At 67.5% G+C, this 18,874-nt stretch carries 16 protein-coding genes; 9 read left to right on the top strand and 7 right to left on the bottom strand.

The window, feature by feature from the left end:
* The 4 genes from AC1D1W_RS15440 to AC1D1W_RS15425 all read right to left on the bottom strand — a co-directional run.
* The coding region (locus tag AC1D1W_RS15440) for an XdhC family protein (protein WP_476944146.1) at positions 1–753 on the bottom strand (753 nt) is incomplete at its 3' end.
* Complete coding sequence (locus tag AC1D1W_RS15435; protein WP_243177770.1) at positions 753–3,146, bottom strand: aerobic carbon-monoxide dehydrogenase large subunit; 2,394 nt, start codon at positions 3,144–3,146, stop codon at positions 753–755. The genes AC1D1W_RS15440 and AC1D1W_RS15435, both read right to left, overlap by 1 nt.
* The gene (locus AC1D1W_RS15430; RefSeq protein ID WP_243177768.1) at positions 3,143–3,694 is read right to left on the bottom strand and encodes a (2Fe-2S)-binding protein; all 552 of its coding nucleotides are present in this window, start codon (positions 3,692–3,694) and stop codon (positions 3,143–3,145) included. Before AC1D1W_RS15430 ends, AC1D1W_RS15435 begins: the two co-directional genes overlap by 4 nt.
* Positions 3,695–3,699: 5 nt before the next feature.
* Positions 3,700–4,578 (bottom strand): FAD binding domain-containing protein, encoded by an 879-nt coding sequence (locus AC1D1W_RS15425; protein ID WP_243177766.1) that lies wholly within the window; start codon positions 4,576–4,578, stop codon positions 3,700–3,702.
* 131 nt (positions 4,579–4,709) lie between these two features.
* Between AC1D1W_RS15425 and AC1D1W_RS15420 the strand changes: the two genes are divergently transcribed.
* Complete coding sequence (locus AC1D1W_RS15420) at positions 4,710–5,699, top strand: LysR family transcriptional regulator (RefSeq protein ID WP_243177997.1); 990 nt, start codon at positions 4,710–4,712, stop codon at positions 5,697–5,699.
* Positions 5,700–5,815: 116 nt separating this feature from the next.
* Positions 5,816–6,133 (top strand): DUF6457 domain-containing protein, encoded by a 318-nt coding sequence (locus AC1D1W_RS15415; protein ID WP_028276814.1) that lies wholly within the window; start codon positions 5,816–5,818, stop codon positions 6,131–6,133.
* A gap of 193 nt (positions 6,134–6,326) precedes the next feature.
* On the opposite strand, the gene AC1D1W_RS15410 is transcribed toward AC1D1W_RS15415, so the two are convergent.
* Together AC1D1W_RS15410 and AC1D1W_RS15405 are read right to left on the bottom strand one after the other, a co-directional pair.
* Positions 6,327–8,675 (bottom strand): FdhF/YdeP family oxidoreductase, encoded by a 2,349-nt coding sequence (locus AC1D1W_RS15410; RefSeq protein WP_476944145.1) that lies wholly within the window; start codon positions 8,673–8,675, stop codon positions 6,327–6,329.
* Between the two features lie 123 nt (positions 8,676–8,798).
* Positions 8,799–10,538: a long-chain-fatty-acid--CoA ligase gene (locus tag AC1D1W_RS15405; protein ID WP_476944144.1), complete on the bottom strand. Its 1,740-nt coding sequence runs from the start codon at positions 10,536–10,538 to the stop codon at positions 8,799–8,801.
* A gap of 389 nt (positions 10,539–10,927) precedes the next feature.
* Between AC1D1W_RS15405 and AC1D1W_RS15400 the strand changes: the two genes are divergently transcribed.
* The 6 genes from AC1D1W_RS15400 to AC1D1W_RS15375 all read left to right on the top strand — a co-directional run bounded on the left by AC1D1W_RS15400 (position 10,928) and on the right by AC1D1W_RS15375 (position 16,291).
* Entirely contained in the window at positions 10,928–12,244 is a 1,317-nt protein-coding gene (locus AC1D1W_RS15400; protein ID WP_243177759.1) for an erythromycin esterase family protein, read from the top strand.
* Between the two features lie 32 nt (positions 12,245–12,276).
* The gene (locus tag AC1D1W_RS15395) at positions 12,277–13,146 is read left to right on the top strand and encodes a universal stress protein (protein ID WP_243177757.1); all 870 of its coding nucleotides are present in this window, start codon (positions 12,277–12,279) and stop codon (positions 13,144–13,146) included.
* A 104-nt stretch (positions 13,147–13,250) separates the two neighbouring features.
* Positions 13,251–13,937 carry a hypothetical protein gene (locus AC1D1W_RS15390; protein WP_476944143.1) on the top strand — a complete coding sequence of 229 codons (687 nt, stop codon included), beginning with the start codon at positions 13,251–13,253 and terminating at the stop codon, positions 13,935–13,937.
* 265 nt (positions 13,938–14,202) lie between these two features.
* Positions 14,203–15,408, top strand: a complete 1,206-nt coding sequence (locus AC1D1W_RS15385) for an inorganic phosphate transporter (RefSeq protein ID WP_243177754.1) — start codon at positions 14,203–14,205, stop codon at positions 15,406–15,408.
* A complete protein-coding gene (locus AC1D1W_RS15380) occupies positions 15,405–15,626 on the top strand; it encodes a hypothetical protein (RefSeq protein WP_476944142.1) in 222 nt (73 codons plus the stop codon). Before AC1D1W_RS15385 ends, AC1D1W_RS15380 begins: the two co-directional genes overlap by 4 nt.
* A gap of 116 nt (positions 15,627–15,742) precedes the next feature.
* The gene (locus tag AC1D1W_RS15375) at positions 15,743–16,291 is read left to right on the top strand and encodes a dihydrofolate reductase family protein (protein WP_476944141.1); all 549 of its coding nucleotides are present in this window, start codon (positions 15,743–15,745) and stop codon (positions 16,289–16,291) included.
* A gap of 48 nt (positions 16,292–16,339) precedes the next feature.
* Here the strand turns inward: AC1D1W_RS15375 and AC1D1W_RS15370 are convergent, their stop codons facing one another.
* Positions 16,340–16,804 carry a hotdog fold thioesterase gene (locus AC1D1W_RS15370; RefSeq protein WP_028276824.1) on the bottom strand — a complete coding sequence of 155 codons (465 nt, stop codon included), beginning with the start codon at positions 16,802–16,804 and terminating at the stop codon, positions 16,340–16,342.
* Positions 16,805–17,057: 253 nt separating this feature from the next.
* Between AC1D1W_RS15370 and AC1D1W_RS15365 the strand changes: the two genes are divergently transcribed.
* The coding region (locus tag AC1D1W_RS15365) for a DNA polymerase (protein WP_476944147.1) at positions 17,058–18,874 on the top strand (1,817 nt) is incomplete at its 3' end.

Genomic DNA, 18,874 nt, shown 5'->3' with positions numbered 1-18,874 from the left:
AGCGGACGCCAGGGGCGGGGCCGCGCGCCGCGCCCTGGACCGTTCACCGACCAGCTGGGCGAGGATGGACAGGGCGATCTCCCCGGGGGTCCGGGCGCCGAGCTGCAGCCCGGCCGGTGTGAAAACCCGCCGCCGCAGGGCGTCGTCGACGTCGAGGGATTCCAGGACGGCGGCGCCGCGGGTTCTACTGGCCACGAGGGCAACGTAGGGGACACCGGCCCGCAGGGCCGCTTCCAGGGCACGCTCTTCCGCTTTGCCGTGCGAGGCGACAATCAATGCCGCGTCATCCCCGCGGGGATCGGCGGATTCGCCGTCCGTCAGTTCGACTTCGAGGCCGACGCCGGAGCCGAGCGTTTCCAGGGCCTGCGCCACCGGCGTCGTGCCCACCACCACGACCCGGGGCGCCGGAATCCGCGGCTGTAGGAAGATCTCGATGGCCCCGCCGCTCAGGCACGGGTTGGTGACCTCGACGGCGCCTTCCTCCGCGGTGCGGGACGGTTCTCCGGGCAGCACCCGCAGCAGGAGGGGTTCCTGGGTGGCCAGGACCTGCCGGCTGTACTCGCGCACCGACTCCTCCACGCAGTTTCCGCCCACAAAGCCGTGGATCTCTCCGCTGGGCAGCACCAGGGCGGTGTCCCCGGCGTGGGCGCTCGTCGGATGCTGGGCGCGGACCACCGTGGCATGGACGAACGGCTCGCGGCGGCTGGCGAGTTCATCTGCCCTGGCGGCCAGGGATCCTGCGGTGGAAGCCATCAGATCGGCGGCCGTGCCCGGCCCTGCATGGCAGCCCAGACGCGGGCCGGGGTGCAGGGCATGTCCATATGCGTGACGCCGAACGGCGCCAAGGCATCGACGACGGCGTTGACGATCGCCGGCGGTGAGCCGACTGTGGCGGACTCACCGATGCCCTTCGCCCCGATCGGGTGGTGCGGGGAGGGCGTGACAGTGAATCCGGTTTCCCAGTCCGGCACCTCCATGGCCGTGGGGATCAGGTAGTCCATGAAGGACCCGGCGAGGCAGTTGCCGTCCTCGTCGAATTCGATGATCTCCATCAGGGCCATGCCCACACCGTCCGTCAGCCCGCCATGCACCTGGCCTTCGATGATCATCGGGTTGATCCTGGTGCCGCAGTCATCCACCGCGATGAAGCGCCGCACTTTGACCTCCCCGGTGCCGGGATCGATGTCGACGACGCAGATGTAGGCGCCGAACGGGAAGGTCAGGTTCGGCGGGTCGTAGGTGACCTCGGCGTCGAGGTTTCCGTCAACGCCCTCAGGCAAGGCAATCGTGCCGTGGGCGCCCATGGCGATCTCGGCCATGGTCTTGCCGACGCTCGGATCGCCTTTGACGAACCAGCGACCCTTTTCCCATTCGAGGTCCTCGGGGCGGGTCTCCAGCATCGCCCCGGCGATCAGTTTCGCCTTCTCGCGCACCTTCCGGGCTACAAGGGCCACGGCGCCGCCGCTGACCGGCGTCGAACGGCTGCCGTACGTGCCCAACCCGAACGGGGTCTGGTCGGTGTCCCCGTGCACCACCTCGATGTCCTCCGGCGGGATGCCGAGTTCTTCCGCCACGATCTGGGCGAAGGTGGTCTCGTGGCCCTGGCCCTGGCTCTGCACCGAGATGCGCACCACGGCCTTGCCAGTGGGGTGGACGCGCAGTTCGGCGCCGTCGGCCATGCCGAGGCCCACAATGTCGAAGTGTTTCCTGGGCCCGGCTCCGACGACTTCCGTGAAGAAGGAAACCCCGATGCCCATGAGTTCCCCGCGTTCGCGTTTCTCGGCCTGCTCGCGGCGGAGGTCCTCGTATCCGGCGAGCTGCATCGAGAGGCGCATGGCGGCCTCGTAGTTGCCCGAGTCGTAGACCCAGCCGGTCTTATTGGCATAGGGGAATTGTTCCGGCTTGATGAAGTTCTTGAGCCGCAGCTCCGCCGGGTCCATGTCCAGCTTGCGGGCCAGGATGTCGACCATCCGCTCCACGAGGTACACGGCCTCGGTGACCCGGAACGAGCACGCGTACGCGACCCCGCCGGGCGCCTTGTTGGTATAGACGCCGGTGACGGAGCAGTGGGCGGCCGCGAGGTCGTAGCTGCCGGTGAAGATGGAGAAGAATCCGGCCGGGTTCTTGGTGGGCTGGGCGGTGGCGTTGAACGCGCCGTGGTCGGCCAGCACGTGGGTGCGCAGGGCGAGGATCTTGCCGTCCCTGGTCGCCGCGATTTCGCCCTGCATGATGTAGTCCCGGGCGAACGAGGTCGACATCAGGTTTTCGGAGCGGTCCTCCACCCATTTGACCGGGCGGCCGGAGACGATCGAACCGACGACGGCGAGGATGTAGCCGGGATAGATCCCGACCTTGTTGCCGAAGCCGCCGCCGATATCGGGGGAGACGATCCGGATCTTGTGCTCGGGGATGCCGGCGACGATCGCGAACAGGGTCCGGTGCGCGTGCGGTGCCTGGGTGGTCTCGTAGAGCGTCAGCTTGCCGTTGACGGCGTCGAAATCGGCGACGGCGCCGCACGTCTCCATCGGGGCGGGATGGACCCGCGGGTAGACGACCTCCTGGCTGACCACAACATCCGCGGCGGCGAACACCGCATCCGTTTCGGCCTTGTCGCCCATCTCCCAGTCGAAGATCCGGTTGTCCGTCCGGCCCTCGATCTCATCGCGGATCACCGGGGCGTCTGCGTCCAGTGCCTTGCGGGCGTCCACCAGCGGGGGAAGGACATCGTATTCGACGTCGATCAGCTCCAGGGCGTCCCGGGCGGCGTAACGGTCCTCGGCCACGACAAACGCGACTTCCTGGCCCTGGAACCGGACTTTGTCGGTCACCAGCACGGCCTGGACATCCGCCGACAGCGTCGGCGCCCACGCGAGCTTCAGGCCCAACAGGTCCTTGCCGGTAATGACGGCGACCACTTTCGGATGCGCGAGGGCGTTAGTCGTGTCGATGGACACGAGCCGGGCGTGCGCGACCGGAGCGCGCAGGATGGCGCCGTGCAGCATCCCCGGCAACACGATGTCATCCAGGTAGTGGCCCTTGCCGCGCACGAAGCGCGGGTCTTCCTTCCGCTGGATGCGGCCATAGCCGATGGGGCGGTCCTCGTCGCCAGCGGCCGGGTTTGACTGCCGGTCATGGATGACGGTCATGCCTTCACCTCCGTGTCTTCTGTCTCCGCCGCGACATCCGGGACGGCGGTGTCCGTGTCGGCGGCGGCCGTGTCGGCCAGGCCGGAGCCGGCCGGATGGGCGGCGGCCCACTGCACCGAGCGGACAATCGTCGCGTAGCCCGTGCACCGGCAGATCTGCCCGGAAATGGCCTGCCGGATCTCGGCGTCGTCCGGGTGCGGATTCTTATCCAGCAGCGCGCGGGCCGTGAGCATCATCCCCGGGGTGCAGAAGCCACACTGCAGCCCGTGCTCTTCCATGAAGCCCTGCTGGACGGGGTCGAGGGTGCCGCCGCTGGCCAGCCCCTCGACGGTGCGGATGTCGTGCCCCGCGGCCATGGCGGCCAGGACGGTGCAGGACTTCACGGGCTGTCCGTCCATCAGGACCACGCACGTCCCGCAGTTGCTTGTGTCGCATCCCCAGTGAGTACCGGTGAGGCCCAGGACCTCGCGGATGTAGTGGACCAGGAGCACCCGGGGCTCAATCTCGCTCGTGACGTCGGCGCCGTTCACGGTCATGCTGATCTGCATCGGCTTCAGCCTTCCTGCATCTGGGCGGCGCGGGCACAGGCCCGCCGCAGTACCCGTTGGGTGAGCTCATCGGCGAGATGCCGCTTGTAGTCGACCGGGCCGCGCTGGTCAGCCACCGGATCGCAGGCCTCCGCTGCCAGCCTGCCCGCCTCGGCGAACAGCTCCTCGTCCGGATGCCGGCCGCGGAGCACGGCGGCGGCCCCGGCCAGGGGGTGGTCAAGGCCCAGGGCGGTGAGCCCGACGGCGGCGTCGTCGACAGTGCCGTCCGCGGCGAGGGTGACGGCGGCACCTGCGGCACCGACCGCCCAGTCTCCGACCCGGCGTTCGACCTTTTCATAGGCGCTGCCCGACCGGGGGCGGATGCCGAACCTGAGTTCGCAGAGCAGTTCATCGTGCCCGACCGCGGTTTCATAGGGGCCGCGGTGGAACTCGGACATGGACAGGATGCGCTCGCCGCCTGGTCCGCGGATCACGGCCTCGGCGCCCAGGACCCCGCAAACCGTGGAGAGGTCCTCGGCCGGGTCGGCCTGGCAAAGCGAGCCGCCAATGGTGCCGCGGTTGCGGACCACGGGGTCGGCGATCACCCGCTCGGCGTCCCGCACGATGGGGAACAGCCCGGCCACCTCCTCCGACTCGAGCAGGGTGGTGTGGCGCGTCAGGGCGCCGACCCTTAGTTTGTTGCCGTCACGGAGGATGAAATCGAGCTCGTATAAGTCATTGATGTCGATCAGCCATTCGGGCCGGGAGAGGCGGAGCTTCATCATCGGCAGGAGGCTATGCCCCCCGGCCACCACCCGCGAGTCGGGTCCGTACCGGGCAAGAAGTTCCAGGGCGTTCTCCACCGTAGTGGCGCGCACGTAGTCAAATGGAGCCGGAATCTGCATAGTCCCTACCTCACTCCGAAAGGCCGGCGGCGTGGAGCAGCGGCTGCCTGGCGCCGGATTGACGTCAGTCTTGCCGCGGCCTGGCGGGGCTGTCAATATCGTCATAAGCGAAAGGTTATGAAGCCGTGGCGATGACATTGGGACAGTTGCGGACCTTCGCCCTGGTGGCCAAGCTGGGTTCCCTCCATGCGGCCGCCGTCCAACTCGGAGTCAGCGAACCGGCAGTCTCGACGGCGCTCGCCGCACTCAGGCAGGATCTGGGCGACCCGCTCTTCGTGCGCGCCCATGGCGGGATCGCGCTGACTCCCGGCGGCCGGGCGCTCGCCGAACATGCCCAGGACATCGTGGGACTGGCGGACCGGGCCCGGTGGGAGGTGGCACATGCCCAGACCGAGACCGGGCGGCTGAAAATCGTGGCGACGGCGCCGTTTGCCGAGCACGCGGCGGGGCGCCTGCTGGACCTTTTCACCCGCCGGGTTCCCGGGGCTTCCGTCGATGTGGTGGTGGAGGAAGCCGAGGACATCGCCTCGCTGATGCTCGAACGCGTCTATGACATCGCTTTGGGGGCCAGGCCCGCCGTCCGCAACGGCTCCCGTGCCAACGGCACTGGCGCCGTCGGCATCGACTCCGTCCCGTTCCTGCGGTACCAGCGGATCGTCGTGGCGGCCGCCGGACATCCGATCGCCGCCCTCCACGGGCCGGTCGCGCCGGCCGAGCTGGTGCGCAGACCCTGGTTTGCCGGGCCCGCCGGCATCCAGGCGGCCAGCGAGGAGGGCCGCTGGCTGGCCGCCCAGTCGGTGGCGCCGGAGATCGTCCGGTTGAGCAGCGAGACGGAGGCCCTGGCCGCCGTCAGGGCCGGAGAGGGAACCATGCTGGCGCTGGGGCATATTGTCCGGGCTGAAATCCGCAGCGGTTCCCTGGTCCGTGTGCCGGTAGCCGGAACGCCGATCTCCGGACTCTGGTGGGCCAGTACCCTGGACCGCGGCCGGGCCACCACCATGGCGCGGACCCTCCAACGGTTTGCCGGAACCGCCGACGCCACCGCGGCCATGGTCGCCCCCGGCGGTTCGCGAGGGCTGGAACGGCGGGGGTCCAAGTTCCACGTGGCGCTCTGGAGCTGAGGGGCCGCCGCCGTGCCGGCTGCCGCTGTGCCGCTGTGTCGCGTTGCGCAACGCCGGGGACGGGTGCTACCCCTTGAGGGTTAGACGATCCATTCACCCTGCGAGAAGGAGTAGCAATGACGTTGTCCCGAGACGAAGACAGCTCGCTGAGGCATTGGAGCAGCCGGCTGATCCAGGCGCTGCAGATCCTCGACCTGGAAGTCGACCACGAAAAGATCGTCCAGGTGGCAGAGGAATCGGTCAAAGCCGTCGGGCCGCATGCGGACGCCATCAGTGCGTTCATCGTGGGCTACGCGGCGGGTACTGCGTCCACCAAGGGCCGCAAGGGCACGCAGGAGGCCGTGCACGCCGCATCAAACAAGGTCATCGAGCTCTGCGAACATGGCGAGTCGGGCGGCCCTGACGAGAAAGGCTGGGCCAAGAGGGCCCAGTAGCCCGGCCCGCGAGCACCCTGGAAGCACGCCGGACCTGATGCACAGGGATCACGCCATGCGCGCGGTCCGCAGCCACTGGACATGCTCCGCGGTGGGGCGCAGGGACGGGCATGTTGGTGTTATGTCCACTCGCCGGGGCCGGGGCGGGGCATGTCCGGTGGTGCGGACTGGCCCGGCCCCGGCTGGCGGGTGCCTAGGGTGAGGCCACCCGGGCAGGGGCTGTTGCCGCGCCGTCGGGCGTCTGGTCCAGGCTCGGCTCGAGCCGGACGATGACTGCCTTCGAGACTGGCGTGTTGCTGCCTTCGGCCGTGTGGTTCAGCGGCACCAGCACGTTGGCCTCGGGGTAGTACGCCGCCGCGCAGCCCCGTGCCGTGGGGTACGACACCACGCGGAACTTGCGCACCACGCGTTCCTCGCCGTCGTCGTGCACGCCGTGGACGTCCACGTACTGCCCGTCCGCAAGGCCGAGTTCGGCGATGTCGTCAGGGTTCACGAACACCACATGGCGGCCCTTCTTGATGCCACGGTAGCGGTCGTTGTGCGAGTAGATGGTGGTGTTGAACTGGTCGTGGGAGCGCATGCTCTGCAGGATCAGGGTTCCATGCGGCCGTTCGACAAGTTCAAGATCATTGACTGTCAGCACGGCCTTGCCGGTGGGCGTGGGGAAGGTGCGGGAGTCGCGGGGACCGTTGGCGAGGATAAACCCGCCTTCCTGCCGGATCCTCTGGTTGTAGTCCTTGCAGCCGCCCACCACGCGCGAAATGTGGTCCCGGATAAGGTCGTAGTTCTTCTCATAGCCGTCCCAGTCGGCCCTGATCTTGTCGCCCACCAGGAGTTTGCCCAGCCGGCTCACGATGGCCGGCTCCGAGAGCAGATGGTGGGACACCGGCTCGACGCTGCCCCAGGACGGATGCACGGCGCAGACGGTGTCCTCCACCGACACGAACTGGGGACCGGATTCCTGGATATCGATCTCGGTCCGGCCCATCGTGGGGAGGATCAGGGCCTCGCGGCCCGTCACAGTGTGCGAGCGGTTCAGCTTGGTCGAGATCTGGACCGTCATCTCCGTGTTTTGCATGGCAGYCTCGGCGGCGTTCGTGTCCGAGATGGCACCCACCAGGTTGCCGCCCAGGGCGACGAATACCTTGATCTCGCCCGCACGCATCTTGTTGATGGTCTCGACGGCGTCCGCGCCGTGTTCGCGGGGCGGCTCGAAGTCGAACTCCTCGCCGAGGGCCTCCATGAAGGACTGCGGCATCTGCTCCCAGATGCCCATGGTCCGGTCGCCCTGCACATTGCTGTGCCCGCGGATGGGGGAGGCGCCGGCGCCTGGCTTGCCGATATTGCCGCGCAGCAGCAGGAGGTTGATGATCTCCTTGATGGTGGCAACACCCTTCTTCTGCTGCGTGATGCCCATGGCCCAAGTGATGATGACTTTCTCGGCCTTGAGATAGCGGGCGGCCAGCTCATCGATGTCCTCGCTGTGCAGGCCCGTTGCCTCAAGCACTGTGCCTTCATCCAGCCCGGCGAGGTGTTCCTTGAGCTCCTCGAGCCCCTCGCAGTGTTCGGCCAGGAAGGCGTGGTCCAGGACTGTCCCGGGGTTCTTGGCCTCGGCCTCGAGCACGCGCTTGGACACGGCCTGCAGCAGCGCCATGTCGCCGCCGATCCGGATCTGAAGGAACTGGTCCGCGATCTGGACGCCGTGACCGACGACCCCGTTGACCTGCTGCGGGTTCTTGTACCGGCGCAGGCCTGCTTCGGGGAGCGGGTTGACGGCCACGATCTCGCCGCCGTTGCGCTTGCACGCCTCAAGTTCGGTCATCATCCGGGGGTGGTTGGTGCCGGGGTTCTGGCCCATGATGATGATCAGGTCGGCTTTGGCGTAGTCGTCGAAGCTGACCGTCGCCTTGCCGATGCCGATGGTCTGGCCCATGGCCCAGCCGGAGGATTCGTGGCACATATTGGAGCAGTCCGGCAAGTTGTTGGTGCCGTAGCCGCGGACCATGAGCTGGTAGAGGAAGGCAGCCTCGTTCGAGGTCCGGCCGCTCGTGTAGAACGCCGCCTGGTCGGGGGAGTCCAGGCCCTTGAGCTTGTCGGCCACGAGCCGGAGCGCCTCGTCCCAGCTGACCGCCTTGTAGTGGTCCTCGCCGGCGGCCTTGTACACCGGTTCGGTCAAGCGGCCCTGCATGCCAAGCCAGTACTCGGTCTGGCTGCGCAGGTCGCTGACGGCATTCTCGGCCCAGAAAGTTTCGGGAACCACCACCGGGGTCGCTTCCCAGGTCACCGCTTTGGCCCCGTTCTCGCAGAACTCGAATGCCTTGCGGTGGTGGGGATCCGGCCACGCGCAGCTCGGACAGTCGAAGCCGTCCTTCTGGTTCATCGCCATGACGGTCTTGCGGGTTCGGTTCAGGCCCATCTGTTCGATGGCCGGCTTCATGGAGTGGTAGACGCCCGGGACGCCGGCGGCCCAGCTTTTCGGCCCGTCCCCGACGACGAGATCCTTTTCGGACGGTTCCTCGATATGAGGAGTGTTGCGAGTCACGTGAACTTCCCTTCTGCAACCACCACCCGGATGGGGCGGCGTGCTGATCTGCCACTCTGCACCTTACCGTCAGGCCTATCAGCTTGATCGGAGCGCCGCAAGCAATTGCCCGGCCGGGGCAAGCTACCGGCCGGCCACGAGTGTGTCCCGGATCTCGCGGCGGAGGACCTTGCCGATCAGCGAACGCGGCAGCTCATCCACCACGGCAACGCGGCGCGGCACCTTGTAGGCGGCCAGGTTCTCCCGGGCAAACGCCAGCAGCCCCTCCGGGTCCAGGCCGGGGCCCGCGGACGGGACGACGGCGGCAACCACGTCTTCGCCGCCGCCCGGGCGGGGCAGTCCCACCACACACACGTCCCGCACGCCGGGGTACCCGGAGAGGACATCTTCAACTTCCGTGGGGGAGACGTTGAAGCCTCCCGTGATGATCAGCTCCTTGATCCGGTCCCGGACGGTCACGAAATCATCCTTATCTACCGAGACGATGTCACCGGTCCGGAACCAGCCGCCCTCCAGCAGCGCCTCCTCGGTCTCCTTCGGCCGGTTCCAGTAGCCGGCAAAGACCTGCGGGCCGCGGACCAGGAGCTCGCCCTCCTCTCCCGGGGCACGGTCCAGGAGGACGTTCCGCGGGTCCACCACACGAATGTCCGTCAGGGGAAACGGGACCCCTACGGTTCCCGGTTTCCGGCTGGGACCGAAGGGGTTGCCCAGGGCGATGGGCGAGGTTTCCGTCAGCCCGTAGCCCTCGATCAGGTAGCCCCCGGTCGCCTTCTCCCACGCGTCCACCGTCGCCGTCGGCAGGTTCATCGCCCCCGAGATGGAGAAGCGGATGCTGTCCAGCGCGATACCGCGCTCGGCGGCTGCGGCGGCGATGCGGTCGTAGATCGGCGGCACCGCCGGCAGGAATGTGGCAGGCGACTTCCTGTGCGCCTTCAGCACCAGGTCGACGTCGAACTTAGGGAACAGCACCAGTTTCGCGCCGATGCTCAGGGCGAACGTCATGCAGAGCGTCAGGCCGTAGGCGTGGAACATGGGCAGCACCGCGTACACGGTTTCCCGGCCGTCCTTGAGTCCCGGCACCCAGGCGCGGCCCTGCGCGGCATTGGCCTGCAGATTGGCATGGGTCAGCATGGCGCCTTTGGGCCGGCCCGTGGTGCCGCTGGTGTATTGGATGACAGCCAGGTCTGTGGCGGCCGGGCGCGGATGCTTTTTCTTCAGGTCGCCCGCGCCAAGGAGGTCTTTCCACGCCAGCACCCTCCGGTGCGCCGGCTGCGCCACGGGCCGGGGCGAGTGCTTGCCGGCGGTCAAGGCGGCACGGGCGGCGCGGGCCGCCGGCACGGGGAGCCGCAGCGCGACCCGTTGCAGCAGGGGCATCGCCGGAATCAGTTCAACGGAGACGATGCTCTGCAGCCCGACGTCGGCCGGCAGTTGGCGGACCTTGTCCACGGCCTTGTCCCAGACAATGGCGATGGTGGCGCCATGGTCCTCGAACTGGTGGCGCAGCTCGCGGTCCGTATATAAGGGGTTGTGTTCGACGACCACGGCGCCCAGGCGCAGTGCCGCGTGGAACGCGATGATGTGTTGCGGGCAGTTCGGCAGGACCAGCGCCACCCGGTCACCGGCCCGGACGCCGAGCTTCCTCAGGCCCGCGGCCGCCTTGTTGATGGCGGTGCCGAGGTCCCGGTAGCTGGTGCGCGCTCCAAAGAATTCCAGGGCGGTCTTCTTCCCGTAGCGCCGGACGGACGAGTCCATCAGGTCGACGAGGGAACCTTCCGGGAGCTTGAGGCTGGCGGGAACCCCGGGGCTGTAGTGGCGGGTCCAGGGGCGGTCGGGACGCTTGGGCCCTGCGGATTTGGTGCTCATGGTGTGTCCTTGCCACTGGGCTGCGCTGTGATGCGCGGGGCTGTGCGGTGCCGGGCTGCCGGCCTCGGGCCCGGCCGGGCCCGTCAAGAAATCCTACCGGGGCGGCCCCGCCTGGACGCGCGTGCCGGGGAGGCCCCGGCGGCGGCCGGCGCCGGCCCGGAGGTGACTTTTGGCCCTTGGCACCCGGCAGGCCCGGGCGGAAGCTGGGGCGTACACCGCGAGCCGCGGGTCCGTGCAGTTCTCTGGGGTCGTTCAGGACACAGGTTCGCGCTGGTCACGGGTTTGCGCAGGTCACAGGTCCGCGCGCAATCAACGCACAATTTACGCAAGAAGAAGGTCCACGGGGGCGCCATGAAGCACCAGCAGCCGAGCGACGTCGAGGATCCGCGATGAACCCCGAGGCCGTCACCCGGTCCACCGTGTTGAAGGAGGTCCACGATCTCGCCCGGCCACTGAAAACCGATCGGGACCTCAACGGCCTCGTGCGGCGCGCGGCCGACTGCCGTTTTGTAGCCATCGGCGAGGCCTCCCACGGCACCCACGAGTTCTACACCTGGCGCGACACCCTCAGCAGGCGGCTCATCGCGGAGGAAGGCTACAACTGGATTGGGGTGGAAGGGGACTGGCCCGACTGCTGGCGCATCAACCGCTGGGTCCGCGGCCTGGAGGGGAAGGACCAGGGCGTCCACGCGCTGCTGGCCGGCTTCGAACGCTGGCCAACCTGGATGTGGGCCAACGAGGAAGTCGCGGCGTTCCTGGACTGGCTGCGCAGCTGGAACCTGGCCAGGCCGCTGGACAAACGTGTCGGCTTCTACGGACTGGATGTCTACTCGCTCTGGGATTCGCTGCGCGAAATCATCGGCTGGCTGCAGGCGAACGTTCCCGACGCCGTCCCCGCGGCGGAGCGCGCCTGGCAGTGCTTCCTGCCCCATCACGAGGACCCGCACCAGTACGCCTGGAGCACGCGGCTGGTGCCGCAGTCCTGCGAGCCCGACGTCGTGGCCCTCCTGACCGAGGTCAGGAACCGGGCCTTCAGCCCCGGCCGGCATGAGGAGGACGCCTTCGACGCCGTCCAGAACGCTGAAGTCGCGGCCAACGCCGAGCACTACTACCGCATCATGGTCCGCGGCGACAGGCAGTCCTGGAACGTCCGCGACCACCATATGGCCGACACCATCGACCGGGTCAGCAGGCACCTCGGTCCGGCGTCGAAGGGACTGATCTGGGAACACAACACACACATCGGTGATGCCCGGGCCACCGACATGGCGCAGGACGGCCTGGTCAACGTCGGGCAGCTGCTGCGTGAACGCCACGCGGGCGAAGGTGTGCTGCTGGTCGGCTTCGCAGCCCACCGCGGCTCCGTGCTCGCCTCCGACGGGTGGGGCCGCCCCGAACGCATCCTGACGGTTCCGGAAGCGCGCCCGGGCAGCCACGAAGACTTCCTGCATCAGGCCCTGGGGGTGCCCTCAGTGCTGGTGTTCGGCGACGACCGGACCGGGCCGTGGCTCTCGACACGGCTCGGACACCGGGCGATCGGCGTCGTCTACCACCCGGAACGGGACGCCGGAAACTACGTTCCGACCCGGATGGGGGAGCGCTACGACGCACTCATCTGGCTGGAACACACCGCAGCGCTGCGCCCGGTGCACCATGAAGGCCCGCCCCGCGAACCGGAGTTCGAGACCGAGCCCACCGGATTCTAGGCCGGTGTGCATTCCAGGAAGCAGGAATCAGCATGAGCAAAGCAATCATCGTCGGCGTCAACGGGTCCGCAGGCAGCAACGCCGCCCTGGCCTGGGCCCTTGACCGGGCCGCCCGGGACAAGCTCCCGGTCACGGTCGTCCACGCGGTGGACGACAGGTGGATGTCACCGGATTTTCAGTACCACGAGATCATCCGGGAATCGGGGATGGAACTGCTTCGGGACGCTGAGACGGCCGCCCGTGAACAGGCCCCGGACGTCACTGTGGACATCCAGCTCCGTCATGGCAGCGGCGGTTCGGTGCTCCGGGAAGTCTCCAAGGAGGCCGCCATGATCGTGGTTGGCGGCCATGACAAACATTGGATGGGCGGCGGTCCCATGACGGACCGGGCCCTGCAGATTGTCTCGGCCTCGGAATGCCCGGTAGCCGTCGTGCCGGCGAAACCGGCCACGGGGGCAAAGGGCGTCGTGGTCGGCGTGGATGGCTCCGAGGAGTCGCTGCAGGCCGTCGCCTTCGCGGCCGCCGAAGCTGATTGGGGTGGAGACGAGCTCACCGTGGTCCTCGCGTTCAAGAGCCCTGCCCGGTGGGTCGAGAAGCAGCTGCCGACCAGTGGTCTCGCCGAGAGCATCGTCGAAGAGGACCGGATTGTTCTCGCCGAGTCGGTCGCCGGTCTCGGCGACAAATACCCCGACCTGGTGGTCCATCAGCGCCTTGAGACGAACACCGAACCGGCGAAGGCCCTCGTGGATATCGCCGCCGGCGCCAGGGAGTTGGTGATCGGAAGTCGGGGACGTGGCGGCTTCTCCCGGACGGTCCTCGGCTCCACCGCGCACGCTGTGCTCCTGAACGTGCCGTGCCCCACCATCGTCACGAAAGTGCATAAGGTCAAGCACGGGGACTGACCGCCCGGCGAGCAACCCGTTGCCGGCAAGGTCCCGGAACTGGCTGGAGAGCGCCCTTTTGGAGGGGGCTTTCCGGCGCCGCCAACGGATGGGAGGATGATGCCGTGGACCCCTTCTTCAATTTCATCACGCACTTTTGGTGGCTCGTCTTTCCCCTGAGCGGACTGGCCGGCGGGTGGGCGCGGTCCTGGTCCAAAGCCGCCGAACGCCGGCACCGCCGCCGCGTGGAGCTTTACACGCTCAAGAACCAGGCGGCGCAGGCAGAGCAGGCCAGCCAGGCCGACGTCCTGGCCCTCATGAAGGCGCACGACACCGTTAACCAGCGCTGGCTGGACTACGAACTCGACGTAGGAAAGCTGATCGACTACCCGGTCATGACGGATGTCCGGGAGCCCCTCACCGTGGCCTTCCTCCGGGCCAAACGCGAGGCCGACGGGCTGCGTCCCGCCGCCCCGGCGGAAGTCAGGACCGCCGCGCGGCTTGCGGAGTACCGGTCGGCCGTGACCAGCTTTGAGCTCGCATTCGACGTCGCCGAACGGGAAGCCAAACGGATCAGGGACAGCAAGTTCACCGGTCCCGAACGCCAGCGGCTCGAGACCGCCCGGAAGCTCCTGCGGATCGCATCGGACGCGGCCGCAACTCCCGCCGAGCGGCAGACGGCCTACCGCCGCGCCCGCCGGGAACTCGACGGGCTCATCGTGCTGCCCGAGGCGACGCTCGCGGCGCTGGAGGACAGGATCGCTTCGATGCTCGGCGCGGGCCCGGCGCCTGACGTCCGCCGGGCCGTCTGAGCTGGGCCTTTTCCGGTGGAGCCGGGCGGTGCCAGCTGTGACCGGCATCGCACCGCCGCGGTGAAGGCCCGTGCCGCACAGGAGGACTAAATTTAGGGACTTCTGGCATGTTTTGCCCAGCCGTCTTTCCCACGTACCATCGATAAGGTTTCAAATCGCGTTAGCGCCACCGAATTCATCTGATCAGGCATCGAATGGACGTGGTGGCCATGCAGCAACGGGGATGTGGAACTGCCGACCGTGAACACTTCAGATTGGGCAACAGGTGGAAATCACCGTAATGGTGGCGCTAGTGATATCGCTGGCGCTGTTCTTCGACTTCACCAACGGATTTCATGACACCGCGAACGCCATGGCTACCCCCATCGCAACCGGCGCCATCAAACCGAAAACAGCAGTTGCCCTCGCGGCGGTGCTGAACCTCGTGGGAGCGTTCCTCTCCACGGAAGTCGCCAAGACCGTCTCGGGCGGCATCATCAAGGAAGGCTCGGACGGGGTCCAGATCACCCCAGACATCATCTTCGCCGGGCTGATGGGCGCCATTCTCTGGAACATGATCACCTGGCTCAAGGGCCTGCCGTCCAGTTCCTCCCACGCGCTGTTCGGCGGTCTGATCGGGGCCGCGATTGCCGGTATCGGCATCCACGCGATCAACTTCGAGTCAATCCTCCAAAAGATCATTCTCCCCGCGGTGTTCGCCCCGGTCATCGCGGGCGGCGTAGCCTACTTGTGCACACGGCTGGCGTACGCCCTGACCGCCCGCCATGACCCCGAAACCGGGGACAAGCTCACGCAGAAGCGCGGCGGATTCCGGACCGGTCAAGTTTTCACGTCCAGCCTCGTGGCTTTGGCCCACGGCACCAACGACGCCCAGAAGACGATGGGCATCATCACACTGGTCCTGATCTCCGCCGGCCTCCAGCCTGCCGGATCTGGTCCGGAGTGGTGGGTTATCACCGCCTGTGCCTTCGCCATCGCGATCGGCACGTATTCCGGCGGGTGGCGGATCATCCGCACCATGGGCTCGGGACTCACCGAAGTGAAGCCCGCCCAAGGCTTTGCCGCCGAGACCAGCACCGCCACAGCCATTCTGGCGTCCTCGCACCTGGGCTTCGCCCTGTCCACCACGCAGGTTGCCTCCGGCTCCGTCGTGGGCTCCGGCATGGGACGCCGCGGCACTACGGTGCGGTGGGGAACCGCCGGCCGGATTGCCATCGGCTGGCTGTTCACGCTGCCGGCCGCTGGAATCATGGGCGCGCTGACGGCTCTGCTCGTGCAGACCGGGGTCGTAGGCGTGATCATCGCGGCAACTGCCGGCACCGCCGCAGTGGCCTATATGTTTGTGCGCTCACGGAAGTCGCCTGTGGGCAGCAACAACGCCGTCGAGATCGAGGAAGTCGGCCAGGCCGTGCAGTTCCGCAAGAAAAAGTCCGCCACCAAGTCGATCAAGAACGGCGGTGCCCAGCGATGAAATGGCTGGAACTGTTCAGCGTGGCGAGTGCCACGCTTGTGTCCGCTGTAACCGTGGTAGTTCTCTACTCCCTCGGCGTCCGCCTCACGGCCATCGCGGGGGACACCCGGACCTCCCCGGCGGCCTGGACCCGACCGCTCGCTTACACGTGCTTCGCTTTGTGCGGCGCCGCCATTCTCTTCGGGCTCTACCTGATCATTCCTTACTTCCACAGGTAAGCCGCTGCCCGCGTCCGGGTCCGGTTGCCCATGCGTTTCCGGCCGCCGCGTGGGGGTCGGCTGTCCGTGCGTTCGAGGGATGGGACACCGGCCACCGCAGTGGCTAGGCTGGGGCCATGGTGAGCTTCCAGTACTTCGTGGCGTCCTCACTCGACGGGTTCATCGCCACTGCCGACGACAATCTGGCCTGGCTGCTGCAGTTCGACGGCTTTGAGGGCGGACAGGACAGCTATGACGCGTTCATGGCCGACGTCGGCTGCATCGTCATGGGCGGCGAGACCTACGCGTGGCTTCGGGAGCATGAACCGGACACCTGGCCGTATCCGGGCACACCCTCCTGGGTCTTCACCCGCCACGAGCACGCCGCCCCGAAGGGCGCGGATGTCACGTTTGTGCGCGGGGCCGTAGGCGAGTTCGTGGACGACCTCAAAGAAGCGGCGGGCGGCCGGAACGTGTGGGTTGTGGGTGGAGGCGTGCTCGCAGCGCAGTTCGCTGACGCCGGGCTGCTGGACGAACTGATTGTCTCGGTCATTCCGGTGGTCCTGGGCGGCGGAAAGCAGTTGCTGCCCATGGCGGGCCCGACGCCGCCGCTCGAGTTGACATCTTCCCGCACCCTGGGCAGGGGCATCTTGGAACTGCGCTACCGCTTCCCGGCCCGGGCGTAGCCGGATCCGGCTACGCCCGGGCCGGTCGCCCAGCGCGATATCGCGGATCTAGGGCGCGATATCGCGGATAAGGTTCGTGATCCGGGCGGTGGATAGCCGGCGGCCATGCTCGTCGGTCATCACGATCTCGTGGGTGGTGAGAGTCCGGCCAAGGTGGATGGCCGTGCACGTGCCGGTGACGGTGCCCTCCGAGATCGCCCGGTGGTGCGTCGCGCCGACCTCGATCCCCAGCGCCTGACGGTTGGGGCCGGCATGCATGCCCGCCGCGAAAGAACCCAGGGTTTCGGCGAGGACCACGTGGGCCCCGCCGTGCAGGATGCCGGCCACCTGGGTGTTCCCCGCCACCGGCATGGTGGCCACGGTGCGTTCCGGGCTCATCTCGAGGAAGCGGATCCCCATCTTCACCACAAGGGCTCCGACGCCGTACTGGCCCAGCCAATCGTGCATCTCCTCGGGAACACCGGCCGCTGCGAGCTCGGTCGCGTAGGGGCCGGGCGTGAAATTGTCCTTCATGGGAACTAGGCTGGCACCTGTGAGTGAAACTACCAAACCGGCCCTTGTCCTCGAGAATGCAGCCCCCCAAAATGCTGCCCCCCTTTCCGCGGACACCGCGGCAGACCTTCTCCCGGCAGATGCGCCGGATTCAGGGGTTGCGGCCAAGCGTGCCGGAAAATCCAGCCGGGCCGCGGCGTCGGTTTCCGCCACCGAGGCCCCCGTGATTCCGATCACGGACCAGCCGCGGCTACTCGTACTGGATGGGCACTCCATGGCGTTCCGGGCATTCTTCGCCCTGCCCGCGGACAAGTTCTCCACCGCCACGGGCCAGCACACGAACGCCGTCCACGGCTTCACGTCCATGCTGATCAACCTGATCAAGGAGCAAAAGCCCACCCACGTGGCGGTCGCCTTCGACGTCTCCGATGACACGACGCACCGCAAGGCCGAATACAGCGAGTACAAGGGCGGACGCAACGAGACCCCGCGGGAAATGAGCGGCCAGATCGACCTCATCGACAAGGTCATGGGCGCCTGGGGCATCAAGACCATCAAAATGCCCGGTTGGGAAGCTGACGACATCCTGGCCACCCTCGCCGCAATGGGGGAAAAGGCCGGTTACGAAGTGCTGCTGGTCTCAGGCGACCGCGACGCCTTCCAGCTCATCACCGACAACGTTTTCGTCCTGTACCCCAAAAAGGGTGTCAGCGACATTCCCCGCATGGACGCGGACGCCATCCAGGAGAAGTACTTCGTCAGCCCGGCCCAGTACTCGGACCTCGCCGCCCTGGTGGGGGAATCCGCGGACAACCTCCCCGGCGTTCCCGGCGTCGGCCCCAAGACGGCAGCGAAATGGATCAACCTTTACGGCGGTCTGGAGGGGGTCCTGGAGAACGTCGACGCGATCGGCGGGAAGGTGGGGGACTCGCTGCGCGAATACGTTGACGACGTCAAGCGCAACCGGCGCCTCAACAGGCTGCACACCGACCTGGACCTGCCAGTTACGTTGGACGAGCTCGCGGACCCGCGGCCGGACCAGGCCGCCCTCGAGGAGCTGTTCGACGCCCTGGAATTCAAGACCATCCGGACCCGGCTCTTTGCCCTCTACGGCAGTGAAGTTGCCGAAGCCGAGCGGGAAAGCCTCGAAACGCCCGGTTTCGTGGTCCCGTCCGACGCAGCCGAGCTCAGTGCGTTCCTCGCGGCCGGTGCCGGCAAGCGCTCCGCAGTGGCGGTCGATCTCGTGCCAGGCCGGATCGGCGAGGACGCCGCAGCGGTGGCGATCGTCCGCGACGACTCCGCCGTCTATATCGACCTGGCCAGCCAGGACGCTGCCGCCGAAAACGTCCTGGCAGCGTGGCTGCGGGACGCCCAGGCGCCCAAGGTGATGCACGGGTTCAAGGCTGCCCTGAAGGCCCTCCACGCCCGCGGATTGGAACTGGAGGGCGTGGTGGATGACACCTCCATCTCCGGCTACCTCATCCAGCCCGACCGCCGCAGCTATGAACTCGCCGAGCTGGCGCAGCACCACCTGAACATCTCGGTGTCCACCGAGGCGGCCAAGGCAGGCCAGCTTGAGCTGGCGTTCGACGGCGACGACGCCGCCACCGCCGGCGCGCTGGTCCACGTGGCCGCCGTCGTCCAGGCCCTGAGCCGCTTCTTCGAATCAGAACTGACGGAACGCAAAGCCCAGGACCTGCTCACCACGCTGGAACTGCCCGTCAGCCGCGTCCTCGCCGATATGGAACTCGCGGGAATCGCCATCGACATGCCCCGCATGGACGAGCAACTGTCGGATCTCGCCAAGGTGATCGACAACGCCCAGGAGCTGGCGTTCGCCGCGATCGGCCACGAGGTCAACCTTGGTTCGCCGAAGCAGCTCCAGACCGTGCTGTTCGACGAACTCCAGTTGCCGAAGACCAAGAAAATCAAGTCCGGCTACACCACCGACGCCGCGTCACTCAAAAACCTGCTGGAAAAGACCGGGCACGAATTCCTGGTCCAGCTCATGGCGCACCGGGAGTCGTCGAAGCTGCGCCAGATGCTGGAGTCGCTGAAGAAGTCCGTCACGGAAGACGGCCGGATCCACAC

Source organism: Arthrobacter sp. P1_B4, from assembly GCF_056406555.1.
This window is presented reverse-complemented; position numbering and strand designations above follow the sequence as displayed.

Excerpts from the sequence above, each read along its gene's own strand:
- AC1D1W_RS15435 (WP_243177770.1), bottom strand. The coding sequence starts at position 3,146 with ATGACCGTCATCCATGACCGGCAGTCAAACCCGGCCGCTGGCGACGAG.
- AC1D1W_RS15430 (WP_243177768.1), bottom strand. The coding sequence starts at position 3,694 with ATGCAGATCAGCATGACCGTGAACGGCGCCGACGTCACGAGCGAGATT.
- AC1D1W_RS15425 (WP_243177766.1), bottom strand. The coding sequence starts at position 4,578 with ATGCAGATTCCGGCTCCATTTGACTACGTGCGCGCCACTACGGTGGAG.
- AC1D1W_RS15420 (WP_243177997.1), top strand. The coding sequence starts at position 4,710 with ATGACATTGGGACAGTTGCGGACCTTCGCCCTGGTGGCCAAGCTGGGT.
- AC1D1W_RS15415 (WP_028276814.1), top strand. The coding sequence starts at position 5,816 with ATGACGTTGTCCCGAGACGAAGACAGCTCGCTGAGGCATTGGAGCAGC.
- AC1D1W_RS15405 (WP_476944144.1), bottom strand. The coding sequence starts at position 10,538 with ATGAGCACCAAATCCGCAGGGCCCAAGCGTCCCGACCGCCCCTGGACC.
- AC1D1W_RS15400 (WP_243177759.1), top strand. The coding sequence starts at position 10,928 with ATGAACCCCGAGGCCGTCACCCGGTCCACCGTGTTGAAGGAGGTCCAC.
- AC1D1W_RS15395 (WP_243177757.1), top strand. The coding sequence starts at position 12,277 with ATGAGCAAAGCAATCATCGTCGGCGTCAACGGGTCCGCAGGCAGCAAC.
- AC1D1W_RS15380 (WP_476944142.1), top strand. The coding sequence starts at position 15,405 with ATGAAATGGCTGGAACTGTTCAGCGTGGCGAGTGCCACGCTTGTGTCC.
- AC1D1W_RS15375 (WP_476944141.1), top strand. The coding sequence starts at position 15,743 with ATGGTGAGCTTCCAGTACTTCGTGGCGTCCTCACTCGACGGGTTCATC.
- AC1D1W_RS15370 (WP_028276824.1), bottom strand. The coding sequence starts at position 16,804 with ATGAAGGACAATTTCACGCCCGGCCCCTACGCGACCGAGCTCGCAGCG.